The sequence below is a fragment of the Streptomyces sp. NEAU-YJ-81 genome (assembly GCF_017592595.1).
GTDB classification, from domain to species: Bacteria; Actinomycetota; Actinomycetes; order Streptomycetales; family Streptomycetaceae; genus Streptomyces; species Streptomyces hygroscopicus_B.
Window position 1 is genome coordinate 83,206 of record NZ_JAGFNO010000011.1, and the last position, 25,357, is coordinate 108,562.

Consider the following 25,357-nt stretch of genomic DNA (forward strand, 5'->3'; position numbering starts at 1 on the left):
GGCCCGCTCCCCGTGCCGCCTGGCGCTACCACTCGGGCTGGTCCGGCCCGCCCGGCTCGTCCCGCTGCTCCGTCCGGCCCGGCCGCTCCGCCTGACCCCCGGCCTGCTCCGCCTGACCCGGCGGGCCGGGCTGCCCCGTCCGCTCCGCCTCCTGTGTGTGGAAGGCCAGGTTCTCGTTCTCCACATCGACGCGGACATGGCTGTGGGCCGGCAGCGTGCCGCCGAGCAGCATCCGGGAGAGCGGATTGTCGACCTCGCGCTGGATGGTGCGGCGCAGCGGCCGGGCGCCGTACTCCGGCTGATGTCCGTGCCGGGCCAGCCACTCGACGGCGGGCGGGGTGAACTCCACGCTGACGTCCTGGGCGCGCAGCCGGCGCCGGGTCTCCTCCAGCAGCACATCGGCGATCTGCCGGAGCTGGTCGTCGGCGAGCCGGCGGAAGATGACGACCTCGTCGATGCGGTTGAGGAACTCCGGCCGGAAGTGCTCGCGCAGCGGGCGCAGCACCCGCTCCCGGCGCGCCGCCTCGTCGGCCTCGTCGTCACCGCCGCCGAAGCCCAGGGGGCCGCCGCGTCCGGTGATGGCCTCCGAGCCGAGGTTGCTGGTCATCACGATGACGGTGTTCTTGAAGTCGATGGTGCGGCCCTGGGCGTCCGTCAGCCTGCCGTCTTCGAGCACCTGGAGCAGGATGTTGAAGACATCGGGGTGCCCCTTCTCCACCTCGTCCAGGAGCAGCAGGGAGTAGGGCTGGCGGCGCACCGCCTCGGTGAGCTGCCCGGCCTCCTCGTGCCCGACGTATCCGGGGGGCGCGCCGACCAGGCGGCTAACGGTGTGCTTCTCCTGGTACTCGCTCATGTCGAGGCGGACCATGCGGTCCTCGCTGCCGAAGAGCGCCTCGGCCAGTGCGCGGGCCAGTTCGGTCTTGCCGACGCCAGTGGGGCCGAGGAAGAGGAAGCTGCCGCTCGGGCGGTTGGGGTCGGCGAGTCCGGCGCGGGCGCGCAGGACCGCGTCGGCCACGGCGGCCACGGCCTCCTCCTGCCCGACGACCCGCCGATGGAGGTGTTCCTCCAGGCCCAGCAGGCGTTCGCGCTCCTCCTGGGTGAGGCTGGCGACGGGGATTCCGGTCTGCCGGGAGACGATTTCGGCGATGTCCTCGACGGTGACCTCGGCGACGCGCCCGCCGTGGTACTGCGTACCGGATGCCTGTGCGATCCGGGTGTTCAGTTCGGCGATGCGGTCCCGCAGGGAGGTGGCGCGTTCGTAGCTCTCGGACGCGACGGCCTGGTCCTTGTCCCGGGTGAGCTGCTCGACCTCCCGCTCCAGGGCGCGCAGATCGGTGCCGCGGCCGCTGGAGCGCAGCCGGACCCGGGCCCCGGCCTGGTCCATGAGGTCGATGGCCTTGTCGGGCAGGAAACGGTCGGTCAGATAGCGGTCGGAGAGCTCGACGGCGGCGAGCAGCGCCTCGTCGGTGTAGCGGACCTGGTGATGGGCCTCGTACCGGTCCCGGAGACCGTGCAGGATGGCGACGGCGTCCGAGGGGGTGGGCTCGGGGACCATGATGGGCTGGAAGCGGCGGGCGAGCGCCGCGTCCTTCTCGATGTACTGGCGGTACTCCCGGAGCGTTGATGCGCCCATCACATGCAGTTCGCCGCGGGCCAGCGCGGGCTTGAGGAGATTGCTCGCGTCCATCTGGCCGCCCTCGGAGCCACCGCCGCCGGCGCCGACGACCGTGTGCAGCTCGTCGATGAAGATGATCAACTCGTCGGTGTTGGCGCGGATCTCATCGACGATGCCGGTGACCCGCTGCTCGAAGTCGCCGCGGAAGCGGGTGCCGGCCACGACGCTCGCGATGTCGAGCTGGACGACCCGGCGGCCGAGCAGGATGTCCGGCACTTCGGCGTCGGTGATCCGCTGGGCGAGCCCTTCGACGACGGCCGTCTTGCCGACTCCGGCCTCGCCGATGAGCACGGGGTTGTTCTTGCCGCGCCGGGCTAGCACCTCGATGCTCTGCTCGATCTCCTCATCGCGGCCGATCACCGGGTCGATCCGCCCCTCGCGGGCCAGTTCGGTCAGATCGCGGCCGAACCGGTCGAGGTTCGGGGTCTTCCGCTGGTCCACGACGGGCCGCTGGTCGGTGGTGGGGGCGCTCGGCGTGAGGCCGCCGGTCTGGGGCGGCCCGGGGGCCCGGGGTTCGAAGCGGGCGGCGCCCAGGATCTGCCCGGCGGTGGACTCGCGGTTGGCGGCGAGCGCGATCAGTACGTGTTCGGGGCCGATGTACGAGGAGCCGCGTGAGCGGGCTATCTCATGGGCGTCGAGCAACGCCCGCTTGACGGCCGGGGTGACGGCGACCGAGTTGCGCGGCGGGCCGCCCCCCGCCTCCCGGTCGATGTCCGCGGCGATCCGGTCGGGGTCGGCCCCGGCGCGCGAGACCATCGTCCGGGTGGGCTCGGAGAAGAGCGCGGCCCGCAGCAGATGTTCGGTGTCGAGGTCGGTGCTGCCGTGTTCGGCGGCGTAGGAGGCGGCGGCCGAGACGAGATGCCGCGCGTTCTCGCTCATCAGCCGGCCGAAGTCGACATGTCGTGAATCGGGCCGCTGCCCGGCAGGCCCGGTCCCGAGGAAGCGTGCGAGGAAGTCGCCGAGTGGATCCGGCCCGAAGTCCTCGGGGCCCTGGTTCGGGCCCTCATTCCCGCTGCCCATGTGACCAGTTTAAGGGCGATTGACACTGATGTCCGTTCGTGGGCGGTTTCGCGGGCGGCGGGCATCGGCGACATCAGACCCCGCCCAGCTCACCGCCGGGCCGCCTCGGCTCTCCGTCCGGCGGGGTCAGGGCTCCATCCGGTGGCGTTCGAGGACGACCAGGGCGGCGTCATCGCCCTGGTGGCCGCCTGTGTGGGAGAGCAGATCGCGGTGCACTCGGTCGACGAGGTGCTGGGGTCCGGCGCCGTTCCATCCGGGGAGCCGTTCGGCGAGCGGGTAGAAGGTGCCCTCGCTGTTGCGCGCCTCGATGACCCCGTCGGTGTAGAGCAGCAACTGATCGCCCTCGCCGAAGGGGAAGACCTCGCTGTGGTACCGGTCGGCCACCAGATGGCCGAGGCCCAGTGGCAGTGCGGGCGCATAGCCCTCCAGCGTCTTCACACCCGAGTCGCGCAGCACGATCGGCGGTGGATGTCCGCAGTTGACGAGGCGGACCACCGGCTGGTCGTCGGGGATCTCCAGCACGGCGGCGGTGACGAACGACTCCCCCGCCCCGGGCGCCTTGTCGGGGGGTTCGGTCCGCTCGGCGGACAGGGCGGTGTCCAAGTGGGCCGCCAGATCGGTCAGGGGCACGGGCCAGTGGGCCATCGCGCGGAAGGCGCCGAGCACCAGGGAGGCGTCCGCGACGGCGGTCAGGCCGCTGCCCCGGACATCGCCGATGATCAGGCGGGTGGTGTTGGAGGTGCGCGCCGCCGCGTACAGATCGCCGCCGATCTCCGCCCCCGGCTCGGCCGCGAGGTAGACCGAGGCGATCAGCAGCGGTCCGACCCGGACGGGAAGCGGGCGCAGCAGGACCCGCTGCGCCACATCGGCCACCGCCCGCACCCGGTTCAGCTCGCGCATATGCCGGTCGAGGACCGCGCGGAACAGCACGATCATCGCCGAGACCAGGGCCAGGGTGATCACCTCGGTCAGGCGGCCGGGGTGGCCGAGGAAGCCCTCATAGGCGTTCGCCACGATCTGAGCGCCGACGGCCAGGAGCCCGATGCACGCGGTGAGCAGGGGGCCGGCGAACGAGGCGGTCATGGCGGGGGCCGCGATCAGCAGCGGGCTGAGCCGGACGCTCGCCGGGGCCAGCACATCGCCGAGCGTGATCAGCCCGATGACCAGCAGGGGGATCACGACCAAGACGCGGGTACGCCACCTTGGCCGGCGCAGATCCGAATGACCCTGCCACATATGCACATCTACTGCTTACGCCTGCCCTTGCCCCCGCGCCAGCCCCGCCCCGCCCGGCAGGGCACAACGTTCCACCGGAAGTGGCCCGGACCTCCCACGAGGCCGCGGCCTCGCCGACGAGACCGCCGCCGCGCCCGGGAGGCGGCTGTCACACTTCCGGCCGCCATCTCGTCCTCCCTCTCAGGCCGACGAGAGGATCAGGACATGGCAGAGCTGACCGACTTCGAACAGCAGCGCGACCGGCTGTGGGCCGTCGCCTATCGCATCACCGGCTCGGTCGCCGACGCCGATGACGCGGTGCAGGAGACCTGGCTGCGCTGGCAGGCGCTGCCCGCGGACGAGGTCGCCGACCCCCGCGCGTATCTGACCACCGTCATCAGCCGGATCTGCTACGACCTGCTGGGTTCGGCGCGGGTGCGGCGCGAGGCGTACGTCGGCCCCTGGCTGCCCGAGCCGGTGGTGGCGACCGGCGGTCCTGAGGACCGGGTGACGCTCGACGAGTCGGTGGGGCTGGCGCTGCTCACCGTGCTGGAGCGGCTGACCCCGGCGGAGCGGACCGCGTTCATCCTGCACGATGTCTTCTCGGTGCCGTTCCCCGAGATCGCCGAGGTCGTGGGCCGCAGCCCGGAGTCCGTACGGCAGCTGGCCTCCCGGGCGCGCAAGCGGGTCCGGGAGGAGGCGCCGCGGCGCTCGGTGGACCGCGGGGAGCACCGGCGGGCCGTGGACGCGTTTCTCCAGGCGGTCCTGGGCGGCGACATGGACGGGCTGCTGGAGATCCTGGATCCGGACGTCGTCTGGCGTTCGGACGGTGGCGGCAAGGTGGCGGCGGCCCGGGTCCCGGTGCTGGGCAACGAGAAGGTGGCCCGCTTCGCCCAGGGTCTCGCCCGGGGCTTCGACCCGGCCACGATGGTGGTGCACCGTTGCGCGGTCAACGACGCCCCGGGCCTGGTCATCGCCGACCGCACGGCCGGCCAGGCCGTGGTCTTCGCGTTCTCCGTGCACCAGGGGCTGATCACCGAGATCGACGTGGTCGTCAACCCCGACAAGCTCCGCCATCTCGACCTGCCGAACCTGTGACCGGCATCACCGTCACATCTGGAGCCGCTATGTCGTCCTCCTCGTGAACACCACCCGAGAAGGAGGCCGCCGGTATGGAGAAGCAGCAGGTCCTGGTACTCGGCGCGGGCTATGCGGGGCTGATGGCCGCCCTGCGGCTGGCCCCGCACACCCGCGTCACCCTGGTCGATCCGAGCACCGCTTTCACCGAACGCGTCCGGCTGCATGAGCGGGCCGCCGGACGGCCCGACATCACGCATCCGCTCGACGCGCTGACGCGGCGGGCCGGCATCGTCCACGTGGCCGCCCGCGCCACCCGGATCGACCCGGCCGCCCGGCAGGTCACCACCGACGACGGCCGACGGTATCCGTACGACCGGCTGGTGTACGCGCTCGGCAGCCGCACCCCCGACCCCGGTGAGCGGGCCTACACCCCGGAGACGGCGGCCGAACTGCACAAGCGGCTGCTGGACGGCCCGGGTGAGCTGACGGTGGTCGGCGGGGGACTCACCGGCATCGAGCTCGCGGCCGAGATCGCCGAGTCCCAGCACACCTGGAAGGTCCGGCTGATCACGGGCGACGAGGTCGGCACGGGGCTGTCGGCGAAGGGCCGCGCTCATGTCCGGGCGACGCTCACCGGGCTCGGGGTCCGGATCGAGGAGGGCCGCCGGGTGGCGGGCCCCGAGGACATCGACACCGACGCGGTGGTCTGGGCCACCGCGATGACCGCGAACACCTCCCTGGCCGAGGCCGCCGGGATCAGCCTTGACCCCACCGGCGGCATCAGCGTCGACGGCGCCCTGCGCTCGGTGTCCCATCCGGAGATCTACGCGGTGGGCGACTCGGCGGCCATGACCACCCCGGCCGCCGGTGCCCTGCGCATGGCCTGTGCCACCGCGCTCCCGGCCGGTTCGCACGCCGCCTCCTCGATCATCGCCGAGACGCGGGGGCGGCAGCCGGAGCCGCTGCGCTTCCGGTTTGTGGTGCAGTGCGTGAGCCTGGGCCGCCGGGACGGGCTGATCCAGATGGTGCGGGCGGACGACTCCCCGCGCGAGCGGGTGCTGCGCGGTGGCCTGGCCGCACGCACCAAGGAGCGGGTCGTGCGCTCCACGGTCAGCATGCTGCGGCTGGCGGCGCGCCGCCCCGGGGCCGTGCCCCTCATCCCCGGGATGAGCTGAGTCCCCGGGATGAGGTGCGTCCCGGTCCCGGGGGTGAGCTGCGTCCCGGTCCCGGGGTGAGCTGAGTCCCGGTCCCCGGGGTGAGCTGAGTCCCGGGGACGGGCCGCATCCCCGGAATGCGCCGAGGGACCGGACAGCCGCTAGAAGGGGTAGTGCGCGTGCTGGGTGGCGAGGGTGATCCACCGGGTGTCGCTGAACGCCTCGATGCCCCAGCGGCCACCGAACCGCGAGGCTCTCGTGGACGAGTATCCGGTCGCCGGACATGCAGATCTGACCGGAGTTCTTGACATCTCCCCCGGCCTAAAGGCGGGGGATTCCAGCGGTCGCCCGCTGGGGTTCCTGCTTCACAGCCGACTGCCTGCCCGGAGTTCTCCGTTGAGGTCTTACACCGGCTCCACAGGCCGACACCGCCAGCCCGGCGGCCAGAAGGTTCTTCGCCGCGTTCACATCGCGGTCATGGGTCATGCCGCAATCACACGTCCAGGTACGGACATTCAGCGGCATCTTGGTTTGCAGGGTGCCGCAGTGAGAGCACAGCCTGGAGGAGGGGAAGAAGCGGTCGACCGCGATCACCTCGCGGCCGTACCAGGCGGCCTTGTACTCCAGCATGCTGCGGAACTCTGTCCACGACGCATCCGAGATGGCGCGGGCGAGCTTCCGGTTCTTGACCATGTTGCGCACGGTCAGGTCCTCGATCACGAGCGTTTGGTTTTCACGCACGAGACGAGTGGTCAGCTTATGCAGGTGGTCGCGGCGCCGGTCAGTGATCCGGGCGTGCACGCGGGCAACCCTGAGCCGGGCCTTGACCCGGTTCGCGGACCCCTTGACCTTGCGGGTCAGTTCCCGCTGGGCACGGGCGAGACGAACCCGGTCCCGGCGCTCGTAGCGAGGGTTGGCGACCTTCTCCCCGGTGGACAGAGTCAGAAGGTGGCCCAGGCCGACGTCGATACCGATCGCCGTATCGGTGGCGAGCAACGGCTGAACTGTCGGGTCCTCGACGAGGAAGGACACGAACCAGCGTCCGGCCGCGTCCTGCGACACCGTCACCGTGGACGGCGCCGCGCCCTCGGGCAAGGGCCGGGGCCAAACGATGTCCAGCGGCTCGGTCATCTTCGCCAGGGTCAGTTTCCCGTCCCGGTACCGGAAACCGGATGTGGTGTATTCGGCCGACGCCCGGGACTTCTTCCGCGACTTGAAGCGCGGATACTTGGCCCGCTTGCCGAAGAAGTTGGTGAACGCCGCCTGGAGGTGCCGCAGGCACTGCTGGAGCGGCACTGACGAGACCTCATTGAGGTAGGCCAGTTCTTCGGTCTTCTTCCACGCCGTCAGCATCGCCGACGTGGCGTTGTAGTTGACGCGCTGCTGCCGCGTCCATGCCTCGGTACGGGCCGCGAGCGCCAGGTTGTAGACCTTCCGGACACACCCGAACGTGCGCGACAGCTCGGCTGCCTGCGCACCGGTCGGATAGAAGCGGTACTTGTACGCCCGCTTCACATGAGTCTCGGACATGCTCACAAACTAGCCAGGCCACTTGTGAGAATCAAGCCTGCTGGTCAGGGCACGGACCTTCGCCTTGGCGGCGAAACCCCGCCCCTTGCCCTACCCCGCAGGGGGCCGATTCCTCCCCGGCCTGAAGGCCAGCGTATCCACGGAGGCATCAGATGAACTTCAATTTCACCATGGCGGGACGTCAGTCTCCGCCGCGCCCCGGGCCGTCGTCAATGTGCAGACGCCGACGGGGCCACCGCACCCCGCCGGATGCCGTCACCGCCAGGACGCCCAGGAGGGCCAGTGCGGTGGCGGGGGCGAGGACCGTCCACGGGGCGCGCTCGGCGTAGGGGTGGTTCTCGGCCAGCAGCCGCCCCCACTCCGGGGACGGCGGCTGCGCGCCCAGGCCGAGGAAGCCCAGCGAGGCCAGGGCGAGCGCCGCGGCCGGCAGGCGCAGCAGGGCGTGCCGGACGACCGGGGGCAGGACCGCGGGCAGGACGTGGCGGCGCAGCAGATGGCGGCGGGAGGCGCCCAGTGCGCGGGTGGCGGCGAGATGCGTGGCGGCGCGCTGCTGCCGCAGCAGGGCGGAGGTGTGCGCGGCCAGCGGCGCCCAGGCGACCGCGGCCACGGCGAGCGCGGGGATGTACGGACCGGGCCCGGCCGCTCCGGCGACCAGGAGCCCGGCGAGCACGGGCGGCACCGCGTTCACGGTCTCGACGAGTCCACCGGACAGCCGGGGCACCAGGCCGAGCAGCACCCCCGCCACCAGCGCGGCGGCGCTCACCGCCACCGCGAGCGCGAGCGTGGACAGCGCGCCGTGCCCCACCCGGGCCAGCAGATCGCGGCCCAGCGCGTCGGTGCCGAACGGATGTGTCCAGGACGGGGAGGTGAGCCGGGCGGCGGTGTCCACCGCGAGGGGGTCCCGGAGGGCACCGAGCACCACGACGGCGAGCAGGATCGTGCCGTAGAGCAGCGGAACGGAGCGGGCGGACGGCGCGGAGGGCCGGTGGAGCGAGGGCAGCGCCCCGTCGCGCAGCGCGGGCCCGAGCAACAGCCGGGCCGCGAGCCGGGCGAGACCTCCGGCGGCGGCCGCGAGCAGGACGAGGACGAGGGTGCCCGCCTGAAGCATCGGCAGGTCCTGGGCGATGGCCGCCTGCAGGGTGAGCCGGCCGAGCCCGGGGATGTCGAAGACCTGCTCGACGGCGACCGCCCCGCCGGTGAGCCCGACCACGAACAGCCCGATGTTCGGCAGCACTCCGGGCACGGCACGCCGCAGCGCGTGGCGGGCGATCCGCCGGGCGGGCAGCCCGCGTGCGGCGGCGGCCCGGGCCCAGGGTTCGGCGAACGCGCCGGGCAGGGCGTCGTCCAGGACCCGGCCCAGCAGGGCGCCCGCGGGGACGCCGAGGGCGAGCGAGGGCAGCACCATCCACCGCGGCCCGTACCAGCCGACCGCGGGCAGCCAGCCGAGCCGCACCCCGACCACGGCGGCCAGCACGGACGCCAGCAGAAACTCCGGCAGCGCGGCGAACAGCGCGCCGCCGCTTCCCGCAGCGGCCCCGCGCCGGGCGGCCCGCCGCCGCGGCCCGAGCCACAGCGTGCGCCCGCACACCGCGCCCGCGGTGACCGCCGCGACCACCAGCGCCCCGCCCATGAGCAGCAGCGAGACGCCGAGCGCCTCGGCGACCGAGGGGGCCACGGCCGTCCCCGAGATCCAGGACGTGCCCGCGTCGCCGTGCGGCAGTCCGGCGAGCCACCGGCCGAGCAGCCGCAACGGCCCGGCGTCGAGGCCGAGTTGGGAGCGCAGGGACTCCAGGAGCTCGGGGCTGGGCTCGCGGTCGGCCTCGCGCGCCTTGAGGACGGTACGGGCGGGATCGGTGCGGGACAGCCAGGGCAGCAGCCCGATACCGCACAGCAGCACCCCCGCGAGCGCGAGGCGCCACAGCGCACTCAGGCCGGTGGACCGCCCGGCGCTCAGGCGGGTGAACCGCGCCGCGCTCGGCCCGGCGGACCGCCCGGCGCCCAGCCCACTGGACCGCCCGCCCGTGCTCGGCCCGGTCGGCCGCCCCGCGCTCTCCCCGGTGGACCGCCCCGCGCTCGGCCCGGTGGACCGCGGCCTGGTCCGCGCGCCGCTCAACGCCGCGTACCGGTGCCGACGAGCGTGCGCTCGTACGGATCGAGGATCACACCCCGCACCGAGGTGCCGACGCCGTGGATGATCCGCTGATGGACCAGCGGGACGACCCCGTCCGTGCGCAGCACGGCGGTCTGCGCGGCCAGGGCGGCGCGATGGCGCGCGGCGTCGTCGGCGCGGGACCCGGCCTCGGCGACCGCGCGGTCCACGGCCTTGTCGCACACCCGGGCCAGGTTGTAGCCGCCGTCGCAGGTGAAGTCGTCGGCGAGATAGGAGACCGGGTCGCCGGTGTCGAGCATGGTGTTACGGGCGGCCACCACGGCGTCGAACTTCCCGGCCAGGGCGTCGCCTTCGAGCCGGGAGTACTCCCGCACCTCCAGCTTCACGCTGAACCCGGCTTTGCGCAGCTGCTGTTGCAGCACCTGGGCGACCTCGGGCAGCTCGGGCCGGTTGTCGTAGGTGGCGAGGGTGAGCGCGGTGTTCCCGGCGCGCTTGGCGGCAGGGCGGCCGGACGGCCGGGGGCGCTCGCCCGCGGCCCAGGTGAGGGCCGGGCCGAACAGGCCGCGGCCGGTGTCGGCATGCCCCTCGTAGACGTCCTCGGCGAGGGCGGAGGCGTCGACGGCCTCGCGGGCGGCGGCGCGGACGGCGGGGTCGGCGAAGGGTCCGGAGCGGGTGTTGAGGAAGAGGGCGGTGGTGCGGGCGGTGGGCACCTCGCGGACGGTCGGCTGGTCGAGGGTGGCCGCCTGGGAGACCGGAACCGCCTCGGCCATGTCCACCTCGCTGCTGCGCAGCGCGTTGGTGCGGGCCGTGCCGTCGGCTATGAAGCGGACATCGAGACCCGAGGCGTGGGCGAGGCCGCCCCAGTAGTCGTCGAAGCGGTGGAGGGTGGCGCGGGTGGCGCCGCCCGTCCTGGCCAGGGTGAAGGGACCGGTGGCGGTGCCGGCCGGATCGACGGCCGCTTTCCCGTCCGCCGCGTCCGAACGAGCCTCCGCCGAACCGGACTTATCCGTACCGGCCGTCCTCGTACCGGCCTTCGTGCGATACGCCTTGGGCGAGAGGATGGCCAGGCTCGGGCTGGACAGTCGCAGCGGCAGAGCGGAGTCGGCGGTGGCGGTGGTGACCCGGACCCGCCGCTCCCCCACCGCCTCGGCGGTGAGCGTGACCCCGGTGAGCGCGGCGGGCGCGGGATCGGCGTGGGTGGCATGGGTGAGGGCGTCCGCCACCGCCTCCGGGGTGACCTCGGTGCTGTCCTGGAACCGCGCCTCGCGCAGGGTGAACACCCAGCCGCCGCCGCTCTCCCGGGTCCAGGACTCGGCGAGGGCGGGCACGGCGCCGCCGTTGCCGTCCAGCCGGGTCAGCCCCTCGGTGACCCCGAGCCGGCTGAGCAAGGTGGCGTCGGCGCCGTACGGGGAGAAGCGCTCGGCGGGCGGGAAGGCCATGGCGACCCGGAGGCGTCCGCCGCCCGCACCGGCCCCGGCGTCGTACGGCGAACCGTCGCGGGCCGCGAAACACCCGGCGAGCAGCGGGACGAGCAGCAGCGCGGCGGCCCACCGGCGGCGGACAGAGTGCATGGGCGTGGTTCTCCAGGGGCTGCGCGGGGACGGCGAAACACCAATGCTAGATGATAATCATTTCCATCAACTCATGGCATCCCCGGCCCCATGGGGACCTCGAAGTGGACGATGCCCTGGCCACCCCCGGGCGCTTCCCGCTCATCGCAGACGACCTTCCCCATGGACCGCCAGAACGGCTCGGCGCCCGCCACCCCCGGATCGGTGTGCAGATAGACCGCGCGATAGCCGCCGTCCGCCACGGCGAAGTCCAGCAGCGCATGCACCAGCCGCCGGGCCAGCCCATTGCGCCGATGCTCGGATCGCACATAGACCCGGCGCAACTGGGCGGTCTCTCCCGACGGGTACCGCGCGGCCAGCCACGACGGGTTGGGCGGATGGGCCGGGCCCCGGGAGTCGAGCGCGGCGGTCGCCACGACCGCTCCGTCGCTCTCGTCCACCGCCACCAGCAGGGTGTGGCGCGCGCCGTCCAGATACGCGGCGGCGGGATCGATGATGTCGGCGTGCCAGCGTGGCACATAGCCGGTTCCGAAGTCGCGGTAGACGGTGTCGAGCATCACGCTGCGGACGGCGTCGAGGTCATCGGGGGTCGCGGTTCTGATGCGGTAGCTGGGCACCTGCGCATCGTACGCAATAAGCCTACGCGCTGATCGTACTGGCAGACTGGTCCGGGACCGGAGGAGGGGCCGATGGGGCGGGGACGGCCGTCGATGCAGGAATTGATCCAGCGGCGCAGGAACGCCGGATTCGTGGGGCGGCACCGGGAACTGGACGCGTTCCGGGACAACTTCGGGCTGCCGCCGGAGGACGGGCGGCATCGCTTCGTCTTCCATGTGCACGGCCACGCGGGCGTGGGCAAGACCTGGCTGATGCGCCGGCTGGAACAGACCGCCCGCCAGGAGTACGGCGCGCTCACCGCCCGCGTCGACGAGGCGGCGGGCTCCGTCCCCGAGGCGATGGCCGCGATCAGCGAGCAATTCGCCCGCCAGGGGCGGGAGTTAACAGCCTTTGACCGGCGGCTCGCCACGTATCGGCAGCGCCGCCATGAGGCGGAGTCGGTACCGGCGGAGGGCGAGCGGACCGGGCCCAGCACCGGCAGCATGGTCGCCGCGCGAGCCGGGCTCACCGGCCTCGGCCTGGTGCCGGGTGTCGGGGCGCTGGCCGGCGCCGTCGACCCGGTGCCGCTCGCCGAGGGGACCGACCGGCTGCGCGCGGCGCTGAGCTCGCGGTTCCGCGACCACAAGGACGTCCAGCTCGTGCTGGACCCGGCGGAGACGCTGACCCCGCTGCTGGTCAGGGAGTTGTCGGAGGCGGCAGCGGCGGTGCCGTGGCTGGTGCTGCTCTTCGACACCTACGAGCGCCTCGGCCCGCTGCTCGACCCCTGGCTGCGCACCCTGCTGACCAGCGAACGCCTTGGCACCCTCCCCGCCAACACCGTGCTGGTGCTGGCCGGGCAGACCCGCCCGGACCCCGGCTGCTGGGGCGACCTGGCCGATGTGGTCGCGGAGCTCCCGCTGGAGCCGTTCACGGACGCGGAGGCCCGGCAGTTGCTCACCGCCAAGGGGATCACCGATGAGCCGGTGGTGCGGGAGGTGCTGCGGCTCTCCGGCCGGCTGCCGGTGCTGGTGTCCACCCTCGCCGAGAACCCCGGAACCAGCGGTGACCTGGACGACCCCAGCGCCACCGCCGTCGACCGGTTCCTGAAGTGGGAGCGCGATCCGGTGCGCCGCTCCGCCGCCCTGGCGGGCGCGCTGCCCCGGCGGCTGAACGAGGACGTCTTCAGGGCGGCGGCGGACGAGGACGGAGCCGAGCTGTTCGGCTGGCTGCGGTCGCTGCCCTTCATCGGCGACCGCAACGGGGCGGCCCGCTACCACGATGTGGTCCGCGCCCCGATGCTGCGGCTTCAGCGGACCACCTCACCGCAGCGGTGGAGCACGGCGCACACCCGGCTCGCGGAGACCTTCGCCGGGTGGCGGGAGGCGGCCGCCGGGGGGCTCGACGCGCGCGACGGGTGGCGGCTGGACGCCTGGAGCGGACCGCGTCTGGAGGAGTGGTACCACCTGCTGTGCGCACGGCCGTCGGCGGCACTGCCCGGAGCGCTGCGGGACGGGATCGACGCCTGCGACGCGGGTCCGGCGGTGGCCCGGCGCTGGGCGTCCACCCTGGTCGAGGCGGGCGAGGACGCCGACTCGGACGCGGTGCGCACCTGGGGGCGGCGCCTGGTGGAGGCGCTGGCGGACGAACGGCGGCGCGGTATCGAGGCGCTGGGGCTGCTGCTGGCGCGGGCCGGGCTGGACGCCGCCGACCGGGTCGCGGCACTCGTCGTACGGGGGTGGCACCGCCGGTCGGTCGAGGAGTACGACGCGGCGCTGGAGGACTTCCGCCGGGCGATCGAGCTGGACCCCGGGAACGTACGCGCGCACTTCGGGCGTGCCGTGGTCCACCGGGCGACCGGGGACTTCACCGCGGCGATGGACGCGCTGGAGGGCGTGGAGGCGCTGGAGCCGGGCTCGACCTGGGTTCAGCGGGAGCGCGGGGAGACCTGCCGCCGGGCGGGCCGGTACGAGGAGGCGCTGGCCCTGCTCGACCCGGTGGTCGAGGCCGATGCGGCGGACCATGTGGCCCTGGGCAGCCGCGGCCAGACCATGATGGCGCTCGGCCGGATCCAGGAGGCCCTGGCGGACTTCGACCGGGCCATCGAGCGACACGGCGACTACACCTGGGCGCTGGTCCGGCGGGCCCGTGTCCGCAGCACCCTGGGGGACGCGGCGGGCGCGCTGGAGGACCTGGACCGGGCGGAGGCACTGGAGCCCGGCATCCCGGGAACGCTGGGCGAGCGCGGCGATGTCCACCGCTTCGCGGGCCGCTACGAGGAGGCCATCGCGGCGTACGACCGGGCGCTGGCCCTCGACCCCGGCTACGCCTGGGCCCTGGGAAGCCGCGCGATGGCCAACGAGGCCCTGGGCAGACGCGCGGCGGCGCTGGCGGATCTGGACCGTGCGGTGGAGCTGAATCCCGGCTACGCCTGGGCCGTGGCGCAGCGCGAGCGTTTGCTGCTCGGCGGGGATTCACCGGAGGGCGGACGGAACGACGGACCGGTGTGACCTCCCGGCACCCGTGCTTCCGGCTCCTCTCCCTCCGCGGCCGGTCACCGGCCCTGTCGTGACACGCGCCGGGTGATGCAGGACGACACGGCGTGGCGTACGGCGCGCAGCACGGCACGGCAGCGCGACAGATACCGGGCCGGGCGGGACCGGCGGCCCGGGCGCGGTGTGGCCGATGGAACCGGTACGGCCGACGGGGCCGGTGCGGACGTCGGAGCCGGTGCGGCCTCGGCCACGTCCTGAGCGGTGGCGTCCACCGGATCGGGAGCGGCCGGATCGGCCGGGGGCGGCGACGGATCGGTGGTCCTGGCCTGCGGGGTGACGGGGCGCCGGGTGGCTTCTGCGCGCATCATCGCGCGCATGGCGGCATAGACATCGATGGGCATGCGGATACTCCTGCGGTCTCGGACGTCCGATGGCTGAGCGGGCAGGGCACACCGCATCCGGGATCCGCGCGGCAGCCGCGGAAACGGGATGACGGACGCGCCCGGGCCCGGTCAGCAGCGCAGGACGGCGGACCGTGAGGAGAGCCGATCGGCCGGGATGTCGCCACCGGCGGCGAACGCGCCGACGCCCGTCGCGGGGTCGGCGGGGCGACCGCGGACCGCGACGAGCACGAGGGGGCCGAGGGACGTCGAGAGGGATCGATGGGCGCCGAACGACGCGCCGTGGACCACCCGCCCGGCATGCCGCGCCGGATGCCCGGCACCGTCCCGGGCGAAGAGCGTGGCCGACGCCGACGCGGGGGAGCGCTCGTCCTCGGTCTCCGGCGCCACCGGAACAGGCGCTGGGACGACGGGAGCACCCGAGGGGGCGGACGCGGCGAGGGCCAGGGCCGAGGCGGGAGCACCGGCGTCACCGGGCGTGGACGTGGCCGGGCTCGGAGGCCCGGCCGCGCACTGGTCCGGCCCGGTGGACGGCGAGTCGCGGACAACCCCCAGAGCCAGCACGGCATGCAGCAACGTGACCGCCAGCAGCAGAAGGAGGGCGGCCGCGCACGGGCCGCCGCACACCGCGGGGCGGTTCGTGTCGCGGCCGTGCACCATGCGGCCTCCCTCGCTGATCCCCCTCCAGGAAACCCCGCACAGCGGAAGACGGCACTCCGATTACCGGGAAAAGTCTATACTTTCACCCGTGTCGGTTATCTCCTCGAACACACATATCGTCGCATTTCGAGGAATCACCGGCCGCCGTGGTGTGATCATTCGAGCAGCGTGGCCGGTGCGGCCTGCCGCCAGGAGTCCAGCAGGATGTCCCGCAGCTCATCGACGTCCTCCAGCGCGGCGAGCCGCACCCGCACCCAGGCCGAACTCGCCTCATGGGCGGCGACCCAGAACTTCTCCGGCTCCGCCAGCACCAACTCCTTCCGCTCCTCCTTGGGACATCTGACGGCCATCGAGGTCTCGTCCTCGGGCAAGGTGGCGAACATCTTCCCGGCGACCCGGAAGGTGGGCATCGACCAGGCGATCTTCTCTGTGGTCTCCGGCAGCGACAGGGCGACGGCACGGACATCGTCGGAGGTGGTCATGGCCCGACCGTAGAACACCCCACCGACAAGCGTGCCCGTGCTTGAATGCCCAGGTGACGGATCTGGACGTGCTCAAGGTGTTCTGCGGGCCCTACGGCCGCGGTGGCAATGAACTCGGCGTGGTGCGGGACGGCGCCGCCGTAGTCGGTGAGGCGGAGCGGCAGCGGGTCGCCGCCCGGCTGGGGTTCAGCGAGACCGTGTTCGTGGACGACCCGGAGCGCGGCGTCGTCGACATCTACACCCCGAGCGTCCGGCTGCCCTTCGCAGGCCATCCGCTGGTGGGCACCGCCTGGCTGCTGGACCTGCCCGAGCTGCTGCCGCCCGCCGGTGAGGTCCCCACGCGCCAGGACGGCGAGTTCACCTGGATCACCGGCCGGCCCGCGTGGGCGGCCGGGCGGCGCACCCAGCAGTACGCCTCCCCGGAGGAGGTCGAGGCCCTGCCCACCCCTCCCGAGGGCGAAGGCTGGCTCTACGCCTGGGCGTGGCAGGACGAGGCGGCGGGCCGGGTGCGGGCGCGCGCGTTTCCCCGCCGCGGTGACGGGATCGTCGAGGACGAGGCCACCGGCGCCGCCGCCCTGATTCTCTCGGGCGAGCTGGGCCGTGCCCTCAACATCACCCAGGGCGTGGGGTCGCAGATCCTCACCGGCCCCCTGCCGGACGGCTCCATCGAGATCGGTGGCCGGGTCGAGCTCGCCGAGGTCCGCTCGCTGTAGGCCCCTCGCGGAGACGAGTCGGCCCGGCGGCCGTCCTGAATCCCGGCGGAGGTCCGGGCCGTCGTGGTCAGTCCGTACGGGCGTAGTGGATCGCGATCCGTGCCCCGAGGCGCGCGTTGTTCTTGACGAGCGCGATATTGGTCCGCAGGCTCTCGCCCTTGGTCAACTCGACGATCCGGCCCAGCAGATACGGGGTCGCGTCCTTGCCGCCGATTCCCGCCTCCGCCATCTCGGCGAGGGCCTGCTCGATGATGCCGTCGATCCGCTCGGCGGGGATCTCCTCGGCCTCGGGCACCGGATTGGCGATGCTCAGCCCCGCCGTCATGCCCAGCTCCCACTGGGCGCGCATGGTGGCGGCGATCTCCTCGGGCGAGTCGACGCGCAGCGGGGAGCGGAAGCCGCTCACCCGCGAGTAGAAGGCGGGGAAGTCGTCGGTGCCGTAGGTGAGCACCGGAACGCCCAGGGTCTCCAGCTTCTCCAGGGTCAGTCCGATGTCGAGGATGCTCTTGACCCCGGCGCTGATGACGGCCACCGGGGTGGTGGCGAGTTCGGTGAGATCCGCGCTGATGTCGAAGGAGTGCTCCGCTCCCCGGTGCACTCCGCCGATGCCACCGGTGACGAAGACCCGGATCCCGGCGAGCGCGGCGAGCCGCATCGTGGACGCCACGGTGGTGGCGCCGTGGCCGCCGCGCGCGATGACATGGGCGAGGTCGCGCACGCTGACCTTGCCGACGTCGGGGCTGGTGGCGAGCAGTTCGAGAGCGGCCCGGTCCAGTCCGACACGTGGCGTGCCGTGGAGGACGGCGATGGTGGCGGGGATCGCCCCCTCGGCGCGGATGATCTCCTCGACCTCGGTGGCCATCTCGACGTTCTGCGGATACGGCATGCCGTGGCTGATGATCGTGGACTCCAGCGCGACCACGGGACGGCCGTCGCGCAGGGCCTCCGCGACCTCCTCGGTGAGGGTCAGCCGGGGGTGGGGCGTGGTCATGTGGTCCTCCGCAGCGGTTCGTTGAGCGCGTCCTCGATCAGACGCGGGGTCAGGTCGGGTCGTACGGTGGCGGGGGTGGCCACGGTCAGCGCGGCGGCGGCGTGGCCGTAGCGGGCGGCGTCGACCGGGTCGGCGCCACCGAGCAGGGCGTGGGCGAACGCGCCGAGCATCGCGTCGCCGGCCCCGGTGACGTCGTGCACCTCGGCCGGTGGCGCCTCCAGCGGCACCCGGCCCTCGTCGAGGGTGCTCAGCAGGGAGCCGCGCGCACCGAGCCGCACCCACACATGCCGCACGCCGCGCTCGTGGAGGAGGGCCACGGCCCCGAGCAGTTCCGGATCCTCCGCGTCGGCGTCCCCGTCGAGGTCCCGGCCGGTGAGCGCGCCCAGCTCCGCGACGTTCGGCGTGACGGCGAAGACCGGCCGCCCGGTGGCGAACAGCGGGGCGAGCAGGGCCGCCTTGGGGACGCTCACCGGGTCGATCAGCGTCTGGACGCCGGTGGCGGCGGCGATGTCCAGGACGTACGAGAGCACCCGCGGGGAGAGGTTCCCGTCCAGCACCAGCAGACCGGCGTGGCCGATGAGCTCACGCGCGGCGTGCAGATGCTCGGGGCTGAGCGCGTCGGTGGCGGCCATGTCGGCGATGGCCACGACCAGATCGCCGTCGGCGTCCAGCACCGCCGTATAGGTGCCGGTGGGGTGCGGGCCGCGGTGCACATGGTCGATGCGCACCCCGGCGGCCTGGGTCTCGGTCAGCAGCCGCTCCCCCGCCGCGTCCTGACCCACCGCGGCGATGAGATGGGTGGGGGTGCCCAGCCGGGCGAGGTTCTCGGCGACATTGCGGGCTACCCCGCCGGGGCCGGTGTGGGACCGGCCCGGATTGCTGGTGCGGTACGCGACGGGTGCGAGGCTGCGCACCTTGATGTCCACGTTGGCCCCGCCGATGACCACCACCGCGTGTTCCTGGCGCAGGATGTAGCCGCGTCCCAGGATGGCGCCCTTTTTGCCAAGGTTGGAGAGATGGACGTTGACCGCGGCCCGTGTGGTCCCGAGGGCGTCGGCGATGGACTGGGCCCCGGCCAGCGGGTCCCGCCGCAGCAGCGCGAGAATCTCCCGTTCCCTGCGCGTCAGCATCATGCTCAGCAGAGTAAAGGACCCTTAGCCCGATAAACAGGCCACCGACACCCATGGGTTGGCCCAGGAGATCGTAAAGGAACGGCGGATGACATCCTGGGAAGCCATGGCGCGCCGGACACTCTCGGCAGCGGCCCGGGAACCTGTCCGGTGACGAGGAAGAAGGCCGATGAGACTCTGCTTTCTGGTGGAGGAGCGCTATCGCCATGACGGGATGCCCCGTGAGGTGATCCGTCAGCTCTCCGCCTGGGGCCACCAGGTGGACGTGGTCCGGCCGGGCACTTCCCTGCTGCGGATGTCCGATGCGGTGCGGGCGGGCAGCCATGACGCCTGGGTGCTCAAGACGGTGTCCGGAGGCCCCGGGCTGACGCTGCTGGAGGCCGCGTCGGCGGTCGGGCTGACCACCGTCAACGACGCCCGCGCCATCCGCGGCGTACGGGACAAGGCGCTGGCGGCCGCCATCGGGCGCGGCCGGGGGCTGCCGTTGCCGCCCACCTACGCGGCGGCCCGGCCCGAGGCGCTGGAGGAGATACCGGAGGCCGAGTTCCCGCTGGTGGTCAAGCCCGCGGACGGCAGCTCCGGGCGGGCCGTACGGCTGGTGCCGACACTGGACCGGCTGCGGGCGCTGCGCGCCGAACTGGCCGCGGAGGGCATGCTCATCGCCCAGCCCTATGTGCCGAATTCGGGCATCGACCTCAAGGTGTACTGCGTGGACGGGGAGTTGCACGCGACCGAGCGGAACTCACCGCTCAGCCCCGGCGGGGGCGCACGCGGCCGTCGGGTACGGCTGTCCGCCGAAGTGGCGGCCATCGCCGCCGAGGTGGGTGCGGTCTACGGCCTCGATCTGTACGGGGTGGACGTACTGCTGGGCCCGGACGGGCCGGTGGTCGTCGATGTGAACGACTTCCCCAGCTTCAAGGAGGTGCCGGACGCGGCGGCCCGGGTGGGGCGTGCGGTGCTGGAGTTGGCGCGCAGGGGCGGCGCCCGGTCCGGGGCGGCGCTCGTCGGTGCCCTCACCGAGTCGGTGCCGGCTCCGGAGCCGGTCCCGGCCGTGGCCACGGGTCGGATATGACCGCGGGCCGTGGCCACGGGACGGCTATGAGCGCGGGCCGTGGCCACGAGCCGGTCATGAGCGCGACGGTGAGCGGCGACCGATGAGGATCGGTCTGATCACCGCCGACCCCGGTCATCAACTCCTCGCCGACACGGCGGAGTTGCTGACGCCCCGCCATGAGGTGGTGGCGTTCGACCCTGGCGGCCGCGGGGCCGGGGCACGGGGCCGGGTCTCCCCCGGGGAAGACCCGGCCGACCCCGGGGAACTCGCCGATGTGTATCTGCTGAAGGCCCGGACGCCGCGTGCGCTGGCGCTCGCCCGGTCCCTGGAGCGGCGCGGCGCCCCGGTGGTGAACTCCGCCGCGGCCACCGCGCTGTGCCAGGACCGGACGGCGATGGCCGAACTGGCGCTCCGCGCCGGTCTGCCGTTCGCCCCCACCCGTACCGTGGCCTCACTCGCCGGGCTGACGACGGAGCGGCTGCCTCGCCCCGTCGTCGTCAAGAGCCGCCACAGCCGCCGCCATGATCTGGTGGCCCGCGTCGACGACACCGCACGGCTGCGCGCCCTGAGCGCCGACTGGGCGGATGAGCCCGTGGTGGTGCAGGACTTCACCCCGAACGACGGCTGGGACCACAAGCTGTGGGTGATCGCGGGCCGGGTGTTCGCCGCGCTGCGCCGGTCGGAGCTGGCGACCGGCGGCCGCGGTCCGAGCCTGCCGCTCGCCCTGGACGCGCTGCCACCCGGCTGGCTGGATCCGGTGCGCCGCGTCGGTCCGGTGTTCTCGCTGGACGTCTACGGCGTGGATCTGATCGACGCGGGTGGCGGCGCCCCGCTGATCGTGGACATCAACGCCTTCCCGGGCGTCCGCGGTCAGGCCGGCGCCCCCGAGGCGCTGGCGGCCCTGGCACTGCGGACCGCCGAACGAGGCGGACTCACCGCGCCCCGCACATGACCGACACGAGGGAAATACTAGGGGACTCCGGTCCGAAATAGGGGTGGTCGCAGGTCGGGCCGGTCCGGCAGGGTGGTCTACTGGTCTCCGCGCGACCCGAGGCACGCGCGTGACAGCCACACGACAGCCGCCGTAGAACGAACGGCGCGAAAGGACATCACGTGACCGCAAACCCCACCGGCACAAGCCTGTGGATCAGGCAGTTCCACCCCGTGCCGGCCGCGGCGACGCGACTCATCTGCCTGCCCCACGCCGGCGGGTCCGCCTCCTACTACTTCCCGGTCTCCAAGGCGCTCTCGCCCACGGTCGATGTGCTCGCCGTGCAGTACCCGGGGCGCCAGGACCGGCGCAACGAGAAGTGCATAGACAACATCCCCGAGCTGGCCGACGCGCTGGTGCCGGAGCTGCTGCCCTTCACGGACAAGCCGGTGGCGCTTTTCGGCCACAGCATGGGCGCCACCCTCGCCTTCGAGGTCGCCCTGCGCCTGGAGCAGAAGGGCGTGGTGCCGGTGGCGCTGTTCGCCTCGGGGCGGCGCGCCCCCTCCTGCCACCGTGACGAGTCCGTCCACCTCCGCGACGACGACGGGCTGATCGCCGAGGTGAAGGCGCTCGCCGGGACCGACACCCAGCTCCTGGGCGACGACGAGATCCTCCGGATGGTGCTGCCCGCCATCCGCAGCGACTACAAGGCGGCCGAGACCTACCGCTACGCCTCCGGCCCGCGGCTGGCGACGCCGATCCACGCACATGTGGGGGACGACGACCCCAAGGCGAGCGTCGAGGAGGCCCGCGCCTGGGGCGAGCACACCACCGGTGGCTTCGACCTCCAGGTCTACTCCGGCGGCCACTTCTACCTCAACGACGAGGCCCCGCGCGTCATCGCCTCGATCCGGAAGGTGCTGTCCGAGCGGTCCTGAACTCCCGCCCGGCCGCGAGGCGTTCAGCCCTGCGGCCGGTCCGCCAGGACGGTTCGTATGTAGTCCTCGACGGTGGCTTCCAAGCCCACGTCACGCCCGGCCCGCTCGGACAACAGCCAGCGGTGTTCGAGCAGTTCGTAGTAGATCTGCGCGGTGTCGGTGGCACCGCGCAGATCCTTGGGAACGGTCCGCACGGTGGGCCGGAAGACATCGCGGACCCACCGGTGGGCGAGCACCTCCGGGCGCGCGCCGAGCGGATCGCCGGGCGCGTAGTCGTCCTGTGTGGCCATCCAGGTCTCCAGGTCGTTCAGCAGGCTGCGGGCCTGATTCTCCTCCGCGTCGAGTCCGGTCAGCCGCAGCAACTGCCGCTGGTGGTGGCCCGCGTCGACGACCTTGGGCACAAAGGTGACGGTGTCGCCGTCGGGTGAGCGCTCGATCTGCATCTCCGCCACGTCGAACCCGAGGTCGTTCAGGCGCCGGACGCGCTGGTCGATGGCGTGGCGCTGGGCGAGCGGATAGACCGACTGGCGGGTCAGTTCATGCCATAGGTCGCGGTAGCGCTCGGCGATGGCCTCGCCGAAGAGCACCGGGTCGACCGAGGGGTGCAGGGAACCGCCGGCCTCCAGGTCCATCAGCTCGCCCGCGATGTTCACCCGTGCCACCTCGACGTCGTAATCCCGCTGTCCGCTGGTGAGCCTCGGCTGGATCTGCCCGGTCTCGGCGTCGACCAGATAGGCGGCGTACGCGCCCGCGTCGCGCCGGAAGAGGGTGTTGGACAGCGAGCAGTCGCCCCAGGCGAACCCGGCCAGATGCAACCGCACCAGCAGCACGGCGAGCGCGTCGAGCAGCCGTCGGATGGTGCTCGGCCGCATGGTCGTCTGGAACATCGAGCGGTATGGCTGCGAGCCCACCAGATGGCGGGTGATCAGCGCGGGTTCCAGCGGTTCGCCGTGCTCGTCGGTCCGCCCGGTCACCACCGCGAGCGCGTCCACCGCGGGGACCGCGAGCCGGTCCAGGTCGCGCAGCAGCCCGTACTCCCGCACGGCCGCCCACTCGCCGACCTCCTTGACCGCGACGATCTCGCCGCCCGCCTGCGCGAAGCGGACGACATGGCGGGAGATGCCCCGGGGCAGTGCGACCAGGTGCTCCTTGGGCCACTCCTCCAGCGGGATGTTCCACGGCAGATCGAGCAGCGACGCCGGATGCTCGGGCGAGGTGGCGGTGATCTGCAGCTCCATGACACCCCAGTGTGCGGTACGCAGATGTGATCAGAGCCGGTCGGGCAGTGGGGTACTCGCCGGTGCGCGCATTCCGTCGAGGACGACCGTGACACACCGTTCGACCTGGAGCGGGTCGGCCGGGATGTCCAGCACACAGGCTCCGGCGGCGGCCGCCCTGGCCAGGAACGGAATGTCCCGCCAGGACAGATCGGCGCGCAGCACGCCGTCCCGCTGGGCGCGCTCGGTCAGGCGCCGTACGAAATCGAGCAGGGTGCGGCGGGCGGCGGCCACCTGCGGTCCGCCGCGGTCGTCGAGGGAGTCCGACAGCCCCGCGTTCTCTCCGGTGCGCAGGGCGAGGCCGGTGAAGAACCGGGTGAAGGCCGGCCAGGACTCGTCCTCGCCCAAGGCCTGTTCGGCGCTGTCGGCGAGTTCGCCGAGCACATCGAGGAGGACGGCTTCCAGCAGTTGGGCCCGCTCGGGGAAGCGACGGTAGACGGTGCCGACGCCGACACCGGCCAGCCGCGCGATCTCGTGATAGCTGACGTCGAAGCCATGGGCGGCCACCGCCTGGCGTGCGGCGGTCAGGACGCGGGCGGCGTTGCGCCGCGCGTCCGCGCGCGGCGGTCTGGGGGGCCGCTGAGCGGAGGGCATGCCCGTCATGTCCCCAGCCTAGTCAGAAGTGGACAGAAGCTGTCCACCTCCGTACGCTGAACTCTAAGCGGACAAGATCTGTCCATTTAGCGAGCGGCACCACGGCCGCCTACCCCACCGGCCTCCCGCCACACGTCCCACCCGCACGACCGAACAGGAGCCACGGGCATGAGCCATCTCGACGGCAGCACCGCGGTGATCACCGGGGGCAGCGAGGGCCTCGGCTACGCCATCGCCGACGCCTTCGCCACCGAGGGCGCCGACCTGGTGCTGCTCGCCCGCGACCAGGAGAAGCTCGACCGGGCCCGGCACACCCTGGCCGGACACGGCACCACCGTACGCACCCTCTCCGTCGACCTGGCCGACCCCGGCGCCGTGACCACCGCCGCGCGTCAGGTGCTCGCGCTCACCGAACGGGTGGACACCCTGGTCAACAACGCGGGCACGGCACACTTCAGCCCGCTCGCCCAGACCTCGGCCGACTCCTTCGACGCCATGCTCCACCTCAATGTCCGGGTGCCCTTCCTCCTCGCCCAAGCGCTGCTGCCCGCGCTCGTCGAGGGCCGCGGCAGCATCATCAACATCAGCAGCTACTGGGCGCACAAGATGGTCGCCGACCGCCCGTCCGCGGCCTACTCCGCCACCCGCGGCGCCATCAACGCGATGACCCGGGCCCTCGCCAATGAGCTGGGCCCTTCCGGCGTCCGGGTCAACGGCATCGCCCCCGGCGCCGTACGCACCCCCACCTACGAACGGGATTACCTCGGCCCGATGAGCGCCGAGGAGCGTGACGGGCACGACCGCCGCACCCGGGACGCCTATCCCCTGGGCCGCGTCGGCGAACCCCACGAGGTGGCCGCCGCGGCGGCCTTCCTCGCCTCCCCGCAGGCGGGGTGGACCACCGGCACCATCATGAACGTGGACGGCGGGCTGACCGTCCGCTGACCACCTTCGCAAGAGCCCGGCGGCCGATAAAATCGCCTCCGATGCCGAGAATCCGCCACACTCCCCAGGCGACGACGGGTCTGCGCCCGCTGCCCGCCGGTGGCGGCATCGACGCGCATCGGCATGACGAGCACCAGATCGTCTACGCCGGGCGAGGGGTGCTGGCCGTCACCACCGACGCGGGAAGCTGGATCGCGCCCGCCAACCGGGCGCTGTGGATACCGGCCGGGACCGTCCATGAGCACCGCGCGTACGGCGCCACCGACCTCCATATGGTGGGGCTGGCGGTGGCGGACAATCCGCTGCGGCTGGAGCAGCCCGCGGTCCTCGGCGTCGGCCCGCTGCTGCGCGAGCTGATCATCGAATACACCGCGCGGCCGGCGGACCTTGGCGCCGAACGCCGCCGGCTTCGGGCCGTACTGCTCGATCAGCTCCGCCGCTGTGCCGAGCAGCCGGTGCATGTGCCCGCCGCCGGGGACCCGCGCCTGGCGGCGGTGTGCGCCCTCCTCCACGACGACCCGGCGGACAACCGGACCCTGCGGCAGCTCGGGGCCGCGGTCGGGGTCGGGGAGCGCACCCTGACCCGGCTGTGCGCGGCGGAGCTGGGGATGACCTTCCCGCAGTGGCGCACCCAACTGCGCCTGCACCACGCCCTGCGGCTGCTGGCCGAGGGCGCCCCGGTCACGGCCGTCGCCCATCGGTGCGGCTGGGCGTCCAGCAGCGCCTTCATCGATGTCTTCCGCCGGGCCTTCGGCCACACCCCCGGCGCCCACCGCGCGCTCGGCTGATCCGCCGCT

General features: G+C 73.0%; 22 protein-coding genes. 9 read left to right on the forward strand and 13 right to left on the reverse strand.

The genetic code is table 11. From position 1 onward, the window contains the following. Positions 1-25: 25 nt before the first annotated feature. Complete coding sequence (locus J5X86_RS52045) at positions 26-2,695, reverse strand: ATP-dependent Clp protease ATP-binding subunit (RefSeq protein ID WP_208518805.1); 2,670 nt, start codon at positions 2,693-2,695, stop codon at positions 26-28. Between the two features lie 126 nt (positions 2,696-2,821). Next, a complete protein-coding gene (locus tag J5X86_RS23915) occupies positions 2,822-3,931 on the reverse strand; it encodes a PP2C family protein-serine/threonine phosphatase (protein WP_208518922.1) in 1,110 nt (369 codons plus the stop codon). A 204-nt stretch (positions 3,932-4,135) separates the two neighbouring features. Here J5X86_RS23915 and sigJ point away from each other — a divergent pair, with 204 nt between their 5' ends. Both sigJ and J5X86_RS23925 read left to right on the forward strand, forming a co-directional pair. After that, entirely contained in the window at positions 4,136-5,008 is an 873-nt protein-coding gene (gene sigJ / locus J5X86_RS23920; protein ID WP_208518806.1) for an RNA polymerase sigma factor SigJ, read from the forward strand. Positions 5,009-5,082: 74 nt separating this feature from the next. After that, positions 5,083-6,165, forward strand: coding sequence for an NAD(P)/FAD-dependent oxidoreductase (locus J5X86_RS23925; RefSeq protein ID WP_208518807.1), 1,083 nt, complete (start codon positions 5,083-5,085; stop codon positions 6,163-6,165). Positions 6,166-6,465: 300 nt separating this feature from the next. On the opposite strand, the gene J5X86_RS23930 is transcribed toward J5X86_RS23925, so the two are convergent. The 4 genes from J5X86_RS23930 to J5X86_RS23945 form a co-directional block, all read right to left on the reverse strand. Next, on the reverse strand, positions 6,466-7,674 hold the full coding sequence (locus tag J5X86_RS23930) for an RNA-guided endonuclease TnpB family protein (protein ID WP_208518808.1): 1,209 nt from the start codon (positions 7,672-7,674) through the stop codon (positions 6,466-6,468). 181 nt (positions 7,675-7,855) lie between these two features. Further along, positions 7,856-9,628 (reverse strand): ABC transporter permease subunit, encoded by a 1,773-nt coding sequence (locus J5X86_RS23935; RefSeq protein WP_208518923.1) that lies wholly within the window; start codon positions 9,626-9,628, stop codon positions 7,856-7,858. 155 nt (positions 9,629-9,783) lie between these two features. Beyond that, the gene (locus tag J5X86_RS23940; RefSeq protein ID WP_208518809.1) at positions 9,784-11,355 is read right to left on the reverse strand and encodes an ABC transporter substrate-binding protein; all 1,572 of its coding nucleotides are present in this window, start codon (positions 11,353-11,355) and stop codon (positions 9,784-9,786) included. Between the two features lie 71 nt (positions 11,356-11,426). Next, the gene (locus J5X86_RS23945) at positions 11,427-11,972 is read right to left on the reverse strand and encodes a GNAT family N-acetyltransferase (protein ID WP_208518810.1); all 546 of its coding nucleotides are present in this window, start codon (positions 11,970-11,972) and stop codon (positions 11,427-11,429) included. Positions 11,973-12,044: 72 nt separating this feature from the next. On the opposite strand from J5X86_RS23945, the gene J5X86_RS23950 reads away from it, so the two are divergent. Further along, positions 12,045-14,459 (forward strand): tetratricopeptide repeat protein, encoded by a 2,415-nt coding sequence (locus J5X86_RS23950; RefSeq protein ID WP_243981245.1) that lies wholly within the window; start codon positions 12,045-12,047, stop codon positions 14,457-14,459. A 44-nt stretch (positions 14,460-14,503) separates the two neighbouring features. Here the strand turns inward: J5X86_RS23950 and J5X86_RS23955 are convergent, their stop codons facing one another. From J5X86_RS23955 to J5X86_RS23965, 3 genes are all read right to left on the reverse strand, one after another. Further along, complete coding sequence (locus tag J5X86_RS23955) at positions 14,504-14,845, reverse strand: hypothetical protein (RefSeq protein WP_208518811.1); 342 nt, start codon at positions 14,843-14,845, stop codon at positions 14,504-14,506. A 111-nt stretch (positions 14,846-14,956) separates the two neighbouring features. Beyond that, positions 14,957-15,505, reverse strand: coding sequence for a hypothetical protein (locus J5X86_RS23960; protein WP_208518812.1), 549 nt, complete (start codon positions 15,503-15,505; stop codon positions 14,957-14,959). 155 nt (positions 15,506-15,660) lie between these two features. Beyond that, the gene (locus tag J5X86_RS23965; protein ID WP_059144654.1) at positions 15,661-15,987 is read right to left on the reverse strand and encodes an MmcQ/YjbR family DNA-binding protein; all 327 of its coding nucleotides are present in this window, start codon (positions 15,985-15,987) and stop codon (positions 15,661-15,663) included. 53 nt (positions 15,988-16,040) lie between these two features. Between J5X86_RS23965 and J5X86_RS23970 the strand changes: the two genes are divergently transcribed. Then, the gene (locus J5X86_RS23970; protein ID WP_208518813.1) at positions 16,041-16,700 is read left to right on the forward strand and encodes a PhzF family phenazine biosynthesis protein; all 660 of its coding nucleotides are present in this window, start codon (positions 16,041-16,043) and stop codon (positions 16,698-16,700) included. A 67-nt stretch (positions 16,701-16,767) separates the two neighbouring features. Here the strand turns inward: J5X86_RS23970 and J5X86_RS23975 are convergent, their stop codons facing one another. Both J5X86_RS23975 and J5X86_RS23980 read right to left on the reverse strand, forming a co-directional pair. Then, a complete protein-coding gene (locus J5X86_RS23975) occupies positions 16,768-17,691 on the reverse strand; it encodes a pseudouridine-5'-phosphate glycosidase (protein ID WP_208518814.1) in 924 nt (307 codons plus the stop codon). Further along, positions 17,688-18,824: a PfkB family carbohydrate kinase gene (locus tag J5X86_RS23980; protein WP_208518815.1), complete on the reverse strand. Its 1,137-nt coding sequence runs from the start codon at positions 18,822-18,824 to the stop codon at positions 17,688-17,690. Before J5X86_RS23980 ends, J5X86_RS23975 begins: the two co-directional genes overlap by 4 nt. A 166-nt stretch (positions 18,825-18,990) precedes the next feature. Here J5X86_RS23980 and J5X86_RS23985 point away from each other — a divergent pair, with 166 nt between their 5' ends. From J5X86_RS23985 to J5X86_RS23995, 3 genes are all read left to right on the forward strand, one after another. Further along, positions 18,991-19,893 carry a RimK family alpha-L-glutamate ligase gene (locus J5X86_RS23985; RefSeq protein WP_208518816.1) on the forward strand — a complete coding sequence of 301 codons (903 nt, stop codon included), beginning with the start codon at positions 18,991-18,993 and terminating at the stop codon, positions 19,891-19,893. Between the two features lie 82 nt (positions 19,894-19,975). Then, positions 19,976-20,827, forward strand: coding sequence for a RimK family alpha-L-glutamate ligase (locus tag J5X86_RS23990; protein WP_208518817.1), 852 nt, complete (start codon positions 19,976-19,978; stop codon positions 20,825-20,827). Positions 20,828-20,988: 161 nt separating this feature from the next. Continuing rightward, positions 20,989-21,744, forward strand: coding sequence for a thioesterase II family protein (locus J5X86_RS23995; protein WP_208518818.1), 756 nt, complete (start codon positions 20,989-20,991; stop codon positions 21,742-21,744). 23 nt (positions 21,745-21,767) lie between these two features. Here J5X86_RS23995 and J5X86_RS24000 read toward each other — a convergent pair whose 3' ends face one another. Continuing rightward, on the reverse strand, positions 21,768-22,982 hold the full coding sequence (locus J5X86_RS24000) for a DUF4032 domain-containing protein (RefSeq protein ID WP_208518819.1): 1,215 nt from the start codon (positions 22,980-22,982) through the stop codon (positions 21,768-21,770). Positions 22,983-23,012: 30 nt separating this feature from the next. Continuing rightward, a complete protein-coding gene (locus J5X86_RS24005) occupies positions 23,013-23,624 on the reverse strand; it encodes a TetR/AcrR family transcriptional regulator (RefSeq protein WP_208518820.1) in 612 nt (203 codons plus the stop codon). Between the two features lie 159 nt (positions 23,625-23,783). Here J5X86_RS24005 and J5X86_RS24010 point away from each other — a divergent pair, with 159 nt between their 5' ends. Together J5X86_RS24010 and J5X86_RS24015 are read left to right on the forward strand one after the other, a co-directional pair. Next, complete coding sequence (locus tag J5X86_RS24010; RefSeq protein ID WP_208518821.1) at positions 23,784-24,560, forward strand: SDR family NAD(P)-dependent oxidoreductase; 777 nt, start codon at positions 23,784-23,786, stop codon at positions 24,558-24,560. 41 nt (positions 24,561-24,601) lie between these two features. Then, positions 24,602-25,348, forward strand: a complete 747-nt coding sequence (locus tag J5X86_RS24015; RefSeq protein WP_208518822.1) for a helix-turn-helix transcriptional regulator — start codon at positions 24,602-24,604, stop codon at positions 25,346-25,348. The last annotated feature ends 9 nt before the right edge of the window (positions 25,349-25,357 follow it).

What these genes read in the sequence shown, in the direction of transcription:
- J5X86_RS52045 (WP_208518805.1), bottom strand. Translation starts at nt 2,695, where the DNA reads ATGGGCAGCGGGAATGAGGGCCCGAACCAGGGCCCCGAGGACTTCGGG.
- J5X86_RS23915 (WP_208518922.1), bottom strand. Translation starts at nt 3,931, where the DNA reads ATGTGGCAGGGTCATTCGGATCTGCGCCGGCCAAGGTGGCGTACCCGC.
- sigJ (WP_208518806.1), top strand. Translation starts at nt 4,136, where the DNA reads ATGGCAGAGCTGACCGACTTCGAACAGCAGCGCGACCGGCTGTGGGCC.
- J5X86_RS23925 (WP_208518807.1), top strand. Translation starts at nt 5,083, where the DNA reads ATGGAGAAGCAGCAGGTCCTGGTACTCGGCGCGGGCTATGCGGGGCTG.
- J5X86_RS23930 (WP_208518808.1), bottom strand. Translation starts at nt 7,674, where the DNA reads ATGTCCGAGACTCATGTGAAGCGGGCGTACAAGTACCGCTTCTATCCG.
- J5X86_RS23940 (WP_208518809.1), bottom strand. Translation starts at nt 11,355, where the DNA reads ATGCACTCTGTCCGCCGCCGGTGGGCCGCCGCGCTGCTGCTCGTCCCG.
- J5X86_RS23950 (WP_243981245.1), top strand. Translation starts at nt 12,045, where the DNA reads ATGGGGCGGGGACGGCCGTCGATGCAGGAATTGATCCAGCGGCGCAGG.
- J5X86_RS23955 (WP_208518811.1), bottom strand. Translation starts at nt 14,845, where the DNA reads ATGCCCATCGATGTCTATGCCGCCATGCGCGCGATGATGCGCGCAGAA.
- J5X86_RS23960 (WP_208518812.1), bottom strand. Translation starts at nt 15,505, where the DNA reads ATGGTGCACGGCCGCGACACGAACCGCCCCGCGGTGTGCGGCGGCCCG.
- J5X86_RS23965 (WP_059144654.1), bottom strand. Translation starts at nt 15,987, where the DNA reads ATGACCACCTCCGACGATGTCCGTGCCGTCGCCCTGTCGCTGCCGGAG.
- J5X86_RS23975 (WP_208518814.1), bottom strand. Translation starts at nt 17,691, where the DNA reads ATGACCACGCCCCACCCCCGGCTGACCCTCACCGAGGAGGTCGCGGAG.
- J5X86_RS23980 (WP_208518815.1), bottom strand. Translation starts at nt 18,824, where the DNA reads ATGATGCTGACGCGCAGGGAACGGGAGATTCTCGCGCTGCTGCGGCGG.
- J5X86_RS23985 (WP_208518816.1), top strand. Translation starts at nt 18,991, where the DNA reads ATGAGACTCTGCTTTCTGGTGGAGGAGCGCTATCGCCATGACGGGATG.
- J5X86_RS23990 (WP_208518817.1), top strand. Translation starts at nt 19,976, where the DNA reads ATGAGGATCGGTCTGATCACCGCCGACCCCGGTCATCAACTCCTCGCC.
- J5X86_RS24000 (WP_208518819.1), bottom strand. Translation starts at nt 22,982, where the DNA reads ATGGAGCTGCAGATCACCGCCACCTCGCCCGAGCATCCGGCGTCGCTG.
- J5X86_RS24005 (WP_208518820.1), bottom strand. Translation starts at nt 23,624, where the DNA reads ATGACGGGCATGCCCTCCGCTCAGCGGCCCCCCAGACCGCCGCGCGCG.
- J5X86_RS24010 (WP_208518821.1), top strand. Translation starts at nt 23,784, where the DNA reads ATGAGCCATCTCGACGGCAGCACCGCGGTGATCACCGGGGGCAGCGAG.
- J5X86_RS24015 (WP_208518822.1), top strand. Translation starts at nt 24,602, where the DNA reads ATGCCGAGAATCCGCCACACTCCCCAGGCGACGACGGGTCTGCGCCCG.